Source organism: Sphingomonas sp. 1185, from assembly GCF_040544655.1.
Taxonomy (GTDB): Bacteria; Pseudomonadota; Alphaproteobacteria; order Sphingomonadales; family Sphingomonadaceae; genus Sphingomonas.
Map to the genome: position 1 here is coordinate 1 of NZ_JBEPKL010000050.1, position 13,025 is coordinate 13,025.

The 13,025-nt window shown below is 55.2% G+C and carries 7 protein-coding genes and 6 pseudogenes; 7 read left to right on the plus strand and 6 right to left on the minus strand.

Annotated elements, in window-relative coordinates:
- A pseudogene (locus ABIC44_RS19215) lies at nt 1-295 on the minus strand (transposase); the annotation flags it as partial.
- Nucleotides 296-458: 163 nt separating this feature from the next.
- Between ABIC44_RS19215 and ABIC44_RS19220 the strand changes: the two are divergent.
- Nucleotides 459-599 carry a hypothetical protein gene (locus tag ABIC44_RS19220; protein ID WP_354297028.1) on the plus strand — a complete coding sequence of 47 codons (141 nt, stop codon included), beginning with the start codon at nt 459-461 and terminating at the stop codon, nt 597-599.
- A gap of 12 nt (nt 600-611) precedes the next feature.
- A pseudogene (locus tag ABIC44_RS19225) lies at nt 612-890 on the plus strand (hypothetical protein); the annotation flags it as partial.
- Between the two features lie 184 nt (nt 891-1,074).
- Here the strand turns inward: ABIC44_RS19225 and ABIC44_RS19230 are convergent.
- Both ABIC44_RS19230 and ABIC44_RS19235 read right to left on the minus strand, forming a co-directional pair.
- On the minus strand, nt 1,075-2,247 hold the full coding sequence (locus tag ABIC44_RS19230) for a glycosyltransferase family 4 protein (protein WP_354297030.1): 1,173 nt from the start codon (nt 2,245-2,247) through the stop codon (nt 1,075-1,077).
- A gap of 385 nt (nt 2,248-2,632) precedes the next feature.
- A pseudogene (locus ABIC44_RS19235) lies at nt 2,633-3,719 on the minus strand (IS3 family transposase); the annotation flags it as partial.
- Nucleotides 3,720-4,038: 319 nt separating this feature from the next.
- Between ABIC44_RS19235 and ABIC44_RS19240 the strand changes: the two are divergent.
- From ABIC44_RS19240 to ABIC44_RS19260, 5 genes and pseudogenes are all read left to right on the plus strand, one after another.
- The gene (locus tag ABIC44_RS19240; RefSeq protein WP_354297032.1) at nt 4,039-5,424 is read left to right on the plus strand and encodes an O-antigen ligase family protein; all 1,386 of its coding nucleotides are present in this window, start codon (nt 4,039-4,041) and stop codon (nt 5,422-5,424) included.
- A 68-nt stretch (nt 5,425-5,492) separates the two neighbouring features.
- The gene (locus ABIC44_RS19245; protein ID WP_354297033.1) at nt 5,493-7,163 is read left to right on the plus strand and encodes a NosD domain-containing protein; all 1,671 of its coding nucleotides are present in this window, start codon (nt 5,493-5,495) and stop codon (nt 7,161-7,163) included.
- 105 nt (nt 7,164-7,268) lie between these two features.
- Nucleotides 7,269-8,672 carry a sugar transferase gene (locus ABIC44_RS19250; RefSeq protein WP_354297034.1) on the plus strand — a complete coding sequence of 468 codons (1,404 nt, stop codon included), beginning with the start codon at nt 7,269-7,271 and terminating at the stop codon, nt 8,670-8,672.
- A gap of 12 nt (nt 8,673-8,684) precedes the next feature.
- Nucleotides 8,685-9,962, plus strand: a complete 1,278-nt coding sequence (locus tag ABIC44_RS19255) for a hypothetical protein (protein WP_354297035.1) — start codon at nt 8,685-8,687, stop codon at nt 9,960-9,962.
- Nucleotides 9,963-10,006: 44 nt separating this feature from the next.
- Nucleotides 10,007-10,529, plus strand: a pseudogene (locus ABIC44_RS19260) (transposase); the annotation flags it as partial.
- A gap of 7 nt (nt 10,530-10,536) precedes the next feature.
- Here ABIC44_RS19260 and ABIC44_RS19265 read toward each other — a convergent pair.
- The 3 genes and pseudogenes from ABIC44_RS19265 to ABIC44_RS19275 all read right to left on the minus strand — a co-directional run.
- A pseudogene (locus ABIC44_RS19265) lies at nt 10,537-10,764 on the minus strand (Tn3 family transposase); the annotation flags it as partial.
- A gap of 5 nt (nt 10,765-10,769) precedes the next feature.
- Nucleotides 10,770-11,716 (minus strand): IS630 family transposase gene (locus ABIC44_RS19270; RefSeq protein ID WP_354297036.1). Its coding sequence is split into 2 segments (ribosomal slippage): nt 10,770-11,380 and nt 11,380-11,716, totalling 948 coding nucleotides; the frame shifts between segments, so codons are not numbered across the junction.
- A 49-nt stretch (nt 11,717-11,765) separates the two neighbouring features.
- Nucleotides 11,766-13,025 (minus strand): annotated as a pseudogene (locus ABIC44_RS19275) (Tn3 family transposase); the annotation flags it as partial.

A 13,025-nucleotide genomic window follows, 5' to 3' on the forward strand; every position in this document is an offset into this window, starting at 1 on the left:
AACGCCGCGCGTTGCGCCTTGGTGTAGGTACTGTCGATCGCAGTGCTTTTCGTCACCACGCCAGCATCCACCAACGCGTCGAGCAGTCTGAGCCAGAACCACGGCGCGACCAGCGGTTGAAACGGTTGTAAATCGTCGTGGACGGTCCGTAATCAGCCGGGCAGCCGACCTTCAGCACATGCACGATGCCCGAGATCACCCGCCGGTCATCTACCTGCCGGGCTCCGGGTTGGTTCCTGGGCAGATGCGGCTCGATCGCCGCACACGCCTCATCCGACAACCAGAACAGCGCCATGCCTCAATCCTCCTGATTCACTGGCCAGTGAATCAGGAAAGCTGGTACTCCTCAAGAGGCTGATTGGGTTTCGACCCTAAACCGCGGCCTGCGCTGGAGCAGGCTTTTCATCGCCAGCCTGCGTTGCGATGGGTTGACCGTGCCATGGATCAGCGACAAGCCGATGACCAAGGAAATCTTCGAGGCCTATGTTGAAACCCAGATCGCTCCGGCAATCGAACACGGCGATGTCGTAATTCCCGACAACCTGCCTGCCCACAAAAGCGAGAAAGCCAAGGCGCTGTTACGGGGGCGTGGTGCCTGATTCCTCTTCTTCCCGCCGTACAGCCCTGATCTCAATCCTATCGAAATGGCCTTTGCGAAAATGATGGCTCATCTTCGCCGCATGGGCGCCAAGACCATTGACGACCTCTGGAAAGCCGCTGACTCCATCTGCAACCCGTATGCCCCGCACGAGTGCCACAAATATTTAGTCGCTGCCGGACATGCATTCGATCAAACGATCGGCGCGATAGAAGCTAACTTGATGACATTGTCGTTGAATACGAAGAACTGGTCGCCGTTTTTTTGGGGTACTTTACCTGCCAGAGAATAACTTCCGTTTTGTTCTCCTGACCCGATGCTGAGCAATCGGGGAATATTTTGCATGAGAAATATGAAACAAAGATCGAATAAAATATTATGTGTGACACCTGTAATAAATAATATGATAACGCACATTTGCGCTCGACTTTCTTGCAATAAATAAGAATATATAAGCGAATAAATTGCAAATGATTTTAAATGCGAGAAGATCGAGTTGGAAATTTTGAAATAACCTCATCAATCGTTTTTCTCACCTTCGATAAACTGTAAATTTCATTGGCTTTTTTCTTAGCAATTTTTGCGTTCTCTGATGCCTTGTTTGGTTGATTCAATAGTAGGGTGACAGCGGATGCCAAAGCTTCTGGGTCTCGGGGAGGGACTGATATGGCTCCCAGAGTCTGGGTTGCAATTTCTGTTGCTCCTCCGCCGCGCGTCACGACCACGGGAGTCCCAGCCATCATCGCTTCCACGATTACTCGTCCAAAAGGTTCGGGCTCGGTAGAACAATGCAACGCGATATCCACGCCACTTAGCAATTCCGGAATATCGTGGCGAAATCCTAGAAAATGAACTCTATCTAACAAGCCAGCTTCTGATGCCTGATATTTTAGTTGTTTAAGATAATCGTCTTCACCAAATAACGCACCACCTATAAGCACGAGGTGCGCCCCCGATATCGTTTTTAATGCTTCAATGGCGACATCTTGTCCTTTCCAGGACGATATGCGTCCAAAAAGACCCAAAATTGGATGGTCACCGATACCCAACTCCTTGGAAAGTTTAAGTCGATTTACTTTCCTATTCTGACCTTCAAAAATATTTGGATCAATTCCAACTGGAATTACTTTAACAGGTTTCTTACCTCCGATAGCATAATAGGCATTGGCGGTCGCTTGCGAGTTAGCAATAACCAGCTTTACCGCGCGGTTGGTCAACGCGATAGCGATCTTGCGCGCCGTGCCGCTGAAGCTGGGAGACGTCATGATATCATGCAGATGCCAAATCATCGGACGTCGGGCAATTATAGCAGCAATTGCGCCTATGACCGTCGCCTTCTGGGAATTGGTATAGACAAGATCCGCCGATTTCATTTTTTTGGCTAGTCGGCAAATACCGGCTAATCCACCAAGCGCGGTTTTAATACTTTCTGCAAATCCCGACGATCGCTTCATGGCCAATATGCCGTCCATGCCAGGAGTCACCTCTACTGAAATGTTACGCCTACGTAATTCGGCATAAAGAGGCCCCCTCTCAAATAAAATAACAGTATCATTTCCTTGTCGAGCTGATATGTAATCAAGAAGCGATAGTTCACCACCGCCTAGCTCAGACGTATGATTTATAAAAAAAACGCTTCTATGCTGCATCAGTCTTCCTAATTAAAAATTTTTTATCGACAATGTTATATAGAATTTTAAATTATAAGATTGTAGTGGTAATTATATTTATGGCAACGTGATTTGCAAGCTTTGGGCATGTTTGAAGTTCCGCATACCCAAACCGAGAACGTTTCGCATGTGCATGATAGATTACCGTTACGCTGTGCAAGCAAGTGCGTCGACAAGCAATGAGTCATCATCCCCTGCTGCTGGCAAAAGCGACGAAGTTGGCTGTCCGCTCCCCCATCTCAGCGGGCATGGAACCAAGATCGCCGACTACCTTGTCGTTTCCGAGACCATCAACTGGTGTTGTTGCCCCCTAAATGCCTGACGGAGCCTCGCGGGTTTGCGCGATGTACTCGCGGGGGGATCGTTAGCCCAGCGCCTTGTGGGGATGGACTTCGTTGTAAAGGGCCAGCCAGGCGGGCAGCTGCTCGATGACGGTGCGCGGGTCGGGTCTTGGGTTCACGCGGACATAGTCGCGCTTAAGCGCTCGGACGAAGGCTTATGCCATGCCATTGGACTGTGGGCTGCTGACCGGGATAGTGCGGGGCAAGAGGCCGAATGTCGCGCGCGAAGCGCCTGGTGTCGCCAGCGACATAGGGGCTGCCGTTGTTGATGAGCCACTCGATCGGCTCGACCAAGGCATTCCACGGGACCGAAGCATTATTCGACGGTGGCGACCATCAGGTTGCGGACGTCCTCGGCGGTGATGCCGCCGGTGGTGGCGACGTGCCCTATGGCTTCCCGGTCGCAGCAATCGAGCGTGAAGGCTACACGGACCTTCTCGCCATTGCCGCAGCCGATTTTCAGCGCATCGGAGCACCAGCGTGTATTGCGCTGCCCACGGCGACGCGACCATTGTGGCGCCGCTCCCCGCCCTTGCCGCTGTGGGGCTGGAGCAGCAGGCCATGGACCTTCTCAAACAACGGTAGATACGCTTCGGGTTCGGCGCTGCGCGCCTGGTCTGGCGGGCCTGGCGGCGCACAAGGCATAGATGCGCCGGTAGCCATAGGCTGGCAGATCGGCGATTAGCGCGCGGATCTCCGCTACCAGCTCGGCGTCGGGCAGCGGCGGTCTTCCTCGCTTGCCTGGCGGCGCCCCGTTGCGCATGGTGGACAGGTGCGGGCGGCTGATGCCGACCGCGGTCACCGATCTTCCCCCGGCAACGAGGTCGAGCGCAACAGAAGTTTTTTGGGCCTGCGGCCTTGGACACGGCCTCGCAGGATCTCCGCTTCCATGGTCTTCTTGCCGAGCAGGCGCTGCAACTCGCTCACCTGCGCCTGCAACGCCCGGTACTCGGACGCGGGCACCACCTCTTTGCCGGCACCCGCCGTGGTCAGCGCACCTTGCGTCATCAACCGCCGCCAAGCGAACAGCTGGCCGGCACCAATGCCGTGCCGGCGGGCGACCCGCGACACCCTCATGCCCGGCAGGTACGTCGCCTCGACGACTCGGAGAGGACCTCGCCGTCATTGTAACGTCTGGTCGTATGCTCAGTCATATGCCTCACTCTTATCCAAGAGTGAGCCCCCGTCGTTTAAGGGGCCACCTCAACTGGGAGGTGCAACACCTTTAGCCCCGGGCGGTATCCAGACGGAGAGCGCGTCCCGTCGGTTAAACCCATTGGTACATGGTTCGTTCTTATACGACGATAGCAAGTCGCTTGGCCTGTAAAAATCATTTTGGTAGGGGCGTGCGTATGCAGACCTGTCTCCTGTTCGATCACGTACCCGCGCCGTCATGGCTTGCAATTCTCCAGCGGCTTGCTGGCCGGATATGATCGCATTTAAACGATGGCGCGCTCAGGCGTCCAATCCGCGCTCTATCACTGCTGGCTTACCGTTCTGGCTGCTCGTGACATTCCTGGCAATGGTATTCGCGACAGGTGGCAGTTCGTTTGGCAATGTTCCGCAACTGGTTGTGCTGCGACCTGTTGCGGTGCTGTTGATAGGTTATGGCATCGCTACGTTGCGACGCGAACACTGGCGCACGTATCGCATCATTTTCTTGATGGCCATCGCGATCGTTTCACTGACGGTTCTGCATCTTGTGCCGTTGCCCCCTACATTGTGGCATTTTTTACCCGGGCGCGGTCTGCTGCGTATGATTGACGAGACTGCGGGGCTCAATGGTCAGTGGCGTCCCTTGACACTTACGCCCAGTCGGACGGTCAATGCGCTTTTTGCCCTCACCATTCCGGTCGCGACACTACTTTTAGCTGCGCAATTGCAGGCGCGTGATAGGGTCTGGATTTTATACGTTCTGCTCGTCCTGATTGCCGTTAGCTCTTTAATCGGCCTATTGCAGGCGGCGGGCCTGCCCATAAGCCTTTTTCATGTTATTGTTGATTCTGAAAAGGTTGAGGCAACCGGGCTATTCGCTAATCAAAATCATCAAGCTGCGCTGCTGGCCTGCGCTATTCCTATGATAGCGGTGATGGCACGAACGATCGGCTATGAACAGAAAGCGGTTCAGCGACTTGCGAAACCGCTGGCGATGGTCGCGGGGCTTGTTTTTATTGTTCAGCTGATTGTAACCGGATCACGGGCGGGGTTGATGCTCGGCGCGATCGCACTCGGCTTTACACTCTTTTACGGCTTACTGCAGTCTGACCGGCTCGAACGGCTGCCACTGCGGGTGAGGCTGGCAAGCAAAATGGTATTAATCGTGATCGTCGCGGGGGGAGCTGCGATCGCAACCTCTTTTGCCGCACGGGGGCTCGCCTTGCAGCGCCTCGGAACCGTGAGCGCGGATCTGCGACCACGATTGTGGGCAAGTATATTACCTATCTTGTCAGATTACCAACCGCTTGGCAGCGGCATTGGCTCCTATGTCGAGGTATATAGATCGCACGAACCTCTTTCTTTGCTACGCACAACCTATTCCAATCATGCTCATAACGAGTATCTCGAAGTATTGCTCACTTCGGGTTTGCCAGGAATACTCATATTGCTCGTTGCGGCGGTATTGTTAGTGACGGCGTTTTGGCGGAACCGGCGGGGAGCTGAATCTGGCGCGATCTTCGCACGTCTCGGCGTAACAATCATTATAATCCTCGCCAGCGCCAGTATAACGGATTATCCGTTGCGTACGCCGCTGCTGTCTTCGGTGTTCGTGCTGGCCGCACTGTGGTGCGTCAGGCCAGCAGGAAATAGATGCTGATAAACTGGGTGTGATGCCTCTTTGGGAGAAGAGGTGCGGTCATTGGCCCATCGCTACCGAGAGACTGAATGCCCTTCGAATTTTCCCGGCGCAAAATCGTGCGGCGACTCGCCTCTGCTATTGCGCTTGCTTCTGTACCTGTCTCCGAGGCGGTTGGTCGAAAAGCCGTCGCCCCCCCCCGTCTCGGACAGGAGGGGGCGGATGAGCCGGCTTTGCGGCAGGTGATCAATGGGCTACGCTCTACGATTGGGGCATCACTGGTCGGCTTTGGTCGACGAGATCCTGGAGCTGTCGGCCGCACCGTGCAGGATAAGCTGCTAGAATGGCCAACGATTACCGATTTTGGTGCATTGGCAGACGATCATACAGACAATACGCCGATCATTCAGCACGCAATTGACGTACTTTATGCGGCTGGCGGGGGGACGTTATGCATCCCGGTGGGGACGTTCCGTATCACTTCGTGCGTTCTGTTACGATCGGGAATAACGCTGAAGGGCATGGGGCGGGCTTCTGTGTTACATTGTGTAAATAATCGTCGCAGTGACGCCCTACGTGGTGAGGGACGAGCAGATGCACGATTGACACGGATTGAACTGCGCGATTTCGCTATTCTTGGTGATGTGGAATTCGCTGGGGGGAAACCAAGTGTCGTCAATGGAGGGGGGGTATCACTGATTCATGCCGACGATTGCTCGGTAAGCGGGGTAAGTGTCGTAGGCTTCTCCGACGGCGGTATCGCCTTTCTAAATGGTAATCGTAACAGTGTGAGCAATTGTTACGTCGAGCGTACTGCTCAGGGGATCTCATTCAACGCCAGCGATATATCCGTGTCCGGTAATATCGCCGTTGGTAATCGTATTTTCGATACCGGCGAATATAACGGCCTCCATCTCGAAGGCGGATTTGGGGGAAAAACCAACGGCGAGGTGCGCCACACGACACTAAGTGGCAATTCCGTCTCGGGCGCTTGGGAGGCAGGAATTAACATCGAATTGGCGCCTTATACGGCTTGCGTCGGCAATACTGTCGATCGAGCCGGCCTGGGGTATAGTTCGATCAACATGGGGATCAAAGTCTATGGCGGATATCGCAGCGTGGTTTGCGGTAACACCGTCATCGGGTGTAGCGGTAACGGCATCGTCATCGGCGCGAATAGTGGAGAATGCGCCATTGATAGTAATGTGACAGCGGGAAATGGCGGGTCACTGCTGCTAACTGATAGTGGCGCGCAAGTCTCCAACGATGTCGCGATAGGGTCCAACAGTTTTACAGAGGCAGACATCCGCTTCGAAGGCAATGTACGATTGCGGAACCGCACATTCGGATTCAGTTTCGCCAACCATAGTAGCGCTGATCCACATACACTCGATTGGTACGAAGAGGGGCGTTTCGCGCTTCATTCTGCAGGTCATGCGAACAAGTGGGTTGTACGGCATGCAACCTTTACACGTATCGGCAACGTTGTTTACATAGTCGTCAGTATCGAGGGGGTGGGGGCTTTTGATTCTTATGAGATTTCTTTCGAGGGGCTGCCTTATCCTGCGTCTTTTGACGCGCCGATGAGCGCGACGGGGTCGGATGCAGGTCAAACTGAGTTGGCACATTGCCTGGCTGCTTGGGCAAGGGGCAGCACGATAACCCTCTCCAAATCGATGCAGGGCGAGGGGCCTCCGATCAAGAAAGGCGAGTCTGGCATGCGCATCGCGATAGCAGGCCATTATACAACGACTGGTTGATACGCGCTTATCAGGGGGCAATTGGATGCATCGCGGTTTTCATCAGGGGATAATGCCATTATAGCCTAAGGAACGACGCGAAGGGCGGCGAGCGGAATAATAACTATGAACCCATTGTTTTCAAATACCGTCCAAGATGGGCAAAGCCGAACTCGGTTTTCACCCGCCTTTGCCGATAACCAAAAAGAAAATTTGCGACTCCGGTGCTATGTTATTCTCGCCTTTGGCGATATATGCGCTTTGGCGATAGCCTTTCTCGCGGCTAACTATATATATATGAGAGATTTAAGTAGCCCGCAGGGTCTGACAATGCTGGCTGCCGTGATACCCGTTTATATTATAATTGCAGCCTATAATAAGGCTTATAGCGGTATTACATTGGAAAATGCGCGTATAGGATGCTTATTTGCTGTACAGACTTTTGTCTGGACGGCTGTAGCAGTCCTATTTTTTGTTTATTTTTTGAAGGCGGGTAATCATTTCTCCCGTATTGTCTTTGCTTTTGGCGGGATCGGAAGTGTAATTTGTATATGCGTAGTTCGGCTAATACTGGCGCAACATTTGTTGCGCATGCTTGGCGGAACGCCGTTCATGACAATCGTTATTCGTGATGGTATGGACTATACGCCGGTTCCTCATGAGATCGTCGTCGATGCTGGCGATCTTGGCTTTGATCCGGAAACGCAGGATCCCTATCTTTATCATGCTTTTGCTATGGCTGTAGGTTCAGCAGATCGGCTAATCATTGCCTGCCCCCAAGAACGCTATTCTGCTTGGTCGGTCGTGCTAAAGAGTCTATCTGTCGAAGGCGAGATCCTAGCCGATCAGCATCAAGAAGTGGGTATTCTGGGTATTAATCGCCATGGGAACTGCCAAACGCTTGTTGTTTCAGTTGAGCCTTTACACTTACGGCAGCGTATATTTAAGCGTATTTTTGATATAGCCTTTGCAGCTGTTGCGCTTATTTTATTGTCGTGGATACTAGTTATTGTTGCAATTGCAATTCGATTGGAGACTCCCGGGCCAATATTTTTTATGCAGGATCGCATTGGTCGCGATAATCGGATATTCCGCATGTACAAGTTTCGCAGTATGTATGCGGCATCTTGTGATCGGAATGCAGTACAATTGACTCAACGCAGTGATCCCCGAGTGACGCGAGTAGGTGCTTTTATTCGTGAGCGTAGTCTCGATGAGCTGCCACAATTGTTCAACGTGTTGAATGGAACAATGAGTGTGGTAGGGCCTCGGCCACATGCGATTTCTGCTAAAGCAGGAGATCTACTATATTGGCATGCCGACGATCGTTATCGGTTCCGTCATTCCATCAAGCCGGGACTGACGGGCTTGGCTCAGATCCGTGGATTTCGTGGCGCGACCGAAAGGGTCGAGGATTTATCTAACAGGCTTTCTGCCGATCTCGAATATTTGTCTCAGTGGTCAATCGGGCGTGATCTATGGATTATTTTACGAACCTTCGGTGTTCTACGTCATAGCAATGCCTACTGATTGGCTATAATCGTGTCCGATAATAAGGCAGTAGCTCTACCGGCTCGAAATGAGGGCAAATACGTGCAGGAAAAAGTGGCTTATTTTTCTGTTACGACATGCCTAATGCTGGGCCTAACAATCTCGGTACCGATTGCGCCAGAGGCTCGCCTGACGCTTTTTGATGCTATTGCACTACTACTTATTTTGGGTAAGTGGAGGGCTGCCTTCAATTTATTTAAGCCCGCAATCGGATTCTTGGCGGTAAGCGCAATTGCTATGGCGATATCTGCCTATGTGAATGGTTCGGCAATTGTCGCGCTAGTTGGGCGAGAGTATCAAGGAATAGCTCTTCTCATCGAGATTATGGGTTATAGTATTATCATCACACGGGCTGGCAATAGAGCGTGTGCCGCCCTTGTGTTTGGCGTCGCAGCGGGTATCTGTTTTCATTATTTTTATCCCGTCGATCAGCGGGTCGCGGAAGAGCCAATTAAATTTCTAGTCGGTATTCCGCTAGGTGTCAGCCTGCTTGCACTTTATGCTTTGATGCAACCACGGGGTGGCGTATCTACACTGATCATCATCGGGTTAATGCTGGCCTATTCCTTGTTCTGCTTCCTTGTTGGGTCAAGGTCGGTAGGAGGCGTATTCTTCGTTTCTTCTCTAATCACTGCAGGTATTGGTGTAGTCCGCATTCCTCGAAACTATAGAATGATCGCTCCTCTGGTAATCACTATATCTGTTTTCTTGGGATATATGTTGACAGAGGTATATACCATGCTTGCGCTTAATGGCGTGTTCGGTATTCGTGCGGCGAATATTGCGGCATTTCAGAGCTCCTATGGGTCAATTTTGTTGGGCGGCCGACCGGAAGTCATTATTAATTTATCTGGTATTAAGGATGCTCCTTTTCTTGGGGTTGGAATAATAAACTACCCATCTATTTACTTATACGAGATGATCAGGCTTTCGGTGTATTCTCAGGATACAGTTTTAGAGCTGGAGAATGTTCTTTATCATTCGGCATTGTTCGGTACCGCTTTTGAATCTGGGACTATAGCAGCACTATTTTGGTTCTATATGCTTTACATGACATTGCTTGCTGTTCCTTTGCTAAAAATGGTAAGCCTTGGGCAACGCGCGTTTATTGCACCGCTCTTGCTTATCTCCATATGGCATATCTTATATTCGCCTCCGATACCGTATAACCGGTTTGTTATGGGAATTGGTTTAGCTTTCGCTATTCTTATATATGCTGAATGGAAGCAGCAGCTAGGGTCGGAACCCAATCAGCATCTTGAGGGGTGATGGTTTTCTTGATTCACTGGCGCGTGGATCAGGAGGAGTGAGGCATGGCGCCGTTCTGGTGGTCGGATGAGGCGTGGGCGGCGATCAAGCCGCATCTGCCCAGGAACCAGTCCGGCGCGCGACGCGTGGACGACCGGCGGGTGATCTCCAGGATCGTGCATGTGTTGAAGGTCGGCTGCCGCTGGTGGATGCCGGCGTGGTCACGAAGAGTACTGCGATCGACAACACCTACATCAAGGCGCAATGCGCGGCCTTCGGCGGAAAAGGAGGCGCCAGATCCAGGCGATCGGCCGCTCGCGCGGTGGCTTGACTACCAAGATCCACGCGCTCACCGACGTTATCGGTCGCCCCTATGCTCTGATGCTCACGGCCGGTAACGTGAGCGACGTGAAAGCGGCGCCTGCGCTTCTCGAACGTGCTGGCCGGATGCGTTACCTCCTCGCTGACAAAGGCTACGATGCCGACCGGCTGCGCCGTTCGCTACGCGACGCTGGAGCCGTTCCCGTCATTCCGGGGCGGTGCAATCGGAAACGAGCCATCCGGGATCGGTTCCGGCTGAGGGCGAAATGACACCCTAAGCATTGGCGTCCTTCGACCAGAGGTATTCGTCGGTGAGCAGGATATGCGTCCACCCGAGCGGTGAAACATGGGCGAGCAGGTGGTCCGGCGTATCCAGCCCCTCACGTCGCCGTGCCTCGACGACACGACTGAGATGCAACGTGTTCCAGTAGACGATGATGGCGGTGAGCAGGTTGAGACCCGCGATCCTGTAGTGCTGGCCTTCGCCCTTGTTAGAGCGGATTCTGATCAGTCTGGATCATAACCACAGGAGGTGAAGTAGTTGGCGCATTCCTGTGGTTGGAACAGATCGACCAACCTGCCGATGAGGGACCACAAGCCCGACACGGTGCGTTCGCCGGCCCTGCGCAGCATAGCCTTGAGGCGGGCGAAGGCCTTCTCGATCGGGCTGAAGTCGGGGCTGTAGGGCGGGAGAAACATGAGGCGGGCGCCTGCGGCTTCGATGGCTTCACGGACGCCGGCACGCTTGTGGCTGGACAGGTTGTCCATGATGACCACGTCGCCGCGTCCGAGGTCGGGCACGAGAACCTGTCGGACGTAGGCCTCGAACCAGTCGCCGTTGATCGGGCCGTCGAGCACCATCGGCGCGATCATGCCGGTCATGCGCAGGCCAGCGACCAGCGTGGTCGTCTTGCGATGACCATGTGGGTAACCCATCCGCAGCCGCTCGCCCCGCCGGCAGCGGCCGTGGCTGCGGGTCATATTGGTCGCCGTCCAGGTCTCGTCGATGAAGACGAGCCGCGCAGGGGCGAGGTCGAGCTGGCCATCAAACCAGTCCTCACGCGCACTCAGGACGTCGGCGCGATCCTGCTCGATCGCATGCCCGGTCTTTTTTTGCGCGTGATCCCGTGACGGGCAAAGAAGCGGTGCAGCGTCGAGATCGCCACCGTCACGCCCGCCTGACCCAGCTCGCGACGCAGCTCGTCCAGCGTGATGTCGCGACGCGCTTCGTGCAGCGCCAGGATCGTGGGCGCATGCGCTTCGATCCGCCGCGACCGCGTGTCCCCGCCCTGCGGCTTGGCGGCATAGGTGCCCGTGCTGCGGCGCTGGTCGTGCCACCGGATCACCGTCGCGGCCGCCACACCGAACCGCACCGCCGCAGCCCGGCAACTCATCCCCTCGTCAACCGCGGCCAGCGCTCGCGATCGTAGATCCATCGACAACGGCTTGCCCATCAATGCCGGCCTCCATCCAGCCAGCACCGTGAATCAGATCAGCTCGGCCATGGGAATCCCCCTTCGACTCAGGTCGGCCGGAAAACGCTCTAAGGCCAACCTGGGCGCGGCGCTGCATCCCGGTATCGAGAATCCATTCGATGATGAACAACGTGCGCTCGATCCGCCCGACCTCGCGCAGGGCTGCGGCCAGGTCGTTCTGGCGCGGATAGGCGGCGAGCTTGCGCAGGATACGGCTCGGCGCGATCTGGCCGGCGCTCATGCTGGTCGCACAGCGGAACAGGTCGGCCAGTTGGCGACGATCAGCGCCTCGCGGGCCTTGCCGCCCGCCATTGGACGCAGTTCGGTCGGTGTGGCACCAGGGCAAAACACATAGAGCCGCTTGGACGGCAGGTCGCGGATGCGCAGCACCAGGCAGTAGCCGAGCATGGCGGTAATTCCGAACAGATGGTCGGTGAACCCGCCGGTATCGGCATATTGTTCCTCGATCCGTCGCCAGGCCTCGTTCATCGTCAGCCCGTCAAGTAGATAGGGCGCCTCGCTGACAGTCGCGGGGATGGTGTGCGACGCGAACGGCGCGAAACGGTTGTTGACGTGCGTGTAGGCCTTGATGCCGGGGCCGTTGCCGTAGCGGGCATTGACCCTATTCATCGCCTCTCCCTGTCGGGCGGCAGGGTAGAACTGGCCATCGGCGGACGCGGTGGTGCCGATGCCCCAGACCCGCGCCATCGGCAGGTCGCCCTGAGCCGCGACCACGACGGTCAGCGCCTGGTCGATCGCCTCGCTCTCGACATGCCAGCGCGCGAGTCGGGAGAACTGCCAGTAATCGTGAGTATTGCACGCATCGGCTATCTTGCGGAGGCCGAGGTCCAGCCCCTCGGCGAGCAGGCCGATCCGGTCGCCGCACGGTGTAGCGGTGCGCAGATGGGTGAAGCCGAGCGTTGCATTGACCTCAAGCAGCAGGTCGGTGATGCGAACGGGCGGCAGGCGAGGGTACAGATCGAGCAGCAATTCCTCGATCCCGTCCGGCGGACGGCGGTGAGGCGGTCGATGTGCAGCGTTCGATCCTCGATGCTGCCATGCGGGATGGTGCCGTTGCGCGCAGCGCGACCGAACCGGGCGAGGGCATCGGCAAGCCGCGCTTTGCGGTCGGCCAGCCAGACCTGCGGGTCGGACGGGACCGCCAGCTTCATGCTACGCGCGACTGCCATCGGCACGAGGACATGTCGCGGGTCGCCGTAGTGATGTGAGCGGTCGAGCCATATGTCGCCCGAGCGAAGCGCGTCGTGCAGGTGGAACATCACCGTGA

Bases quoted from the DNA above. Each gene is read 5' to 3' on its own strand.
- ABIC44_RS19240 (WP_354297032.1), top strand. From the start codon at position 4,039: ATGATCGCATTTAAACGATGGCGCGCTCAGGCGTCCAATCCGCGCTCT.
- ABIC44_RS19250 (WP_354297034.1), top strand. From the start codon at position 7,269: ATGAACCCATTGTTTTCAAATACCGTCCAAGATGGGCAAAGCCGAACT.
- ABIC44_RS19220 (WP_354297028.1), top strand. From the start codon at position 459: ATGACCAAGGAAATCTTCGAGGCCTATGTTGAAACCCAGATCGCTCCG.
- ABIC44_RS19230 (WP_354297030.1), bottom strand. From the start codon at position 2,247: ATGCAGCATAGAAGCGTTTTTTTTATAAATCATACGTCTGAGCTAGGC.
- ABIC44_RS19245 (WP_354297033.1), top strand. From the start codon at position 5,493: ATGCCCTTCGAATTTTCCCGGCGCAAAATCGTGCGGCGACTCGCCTCT.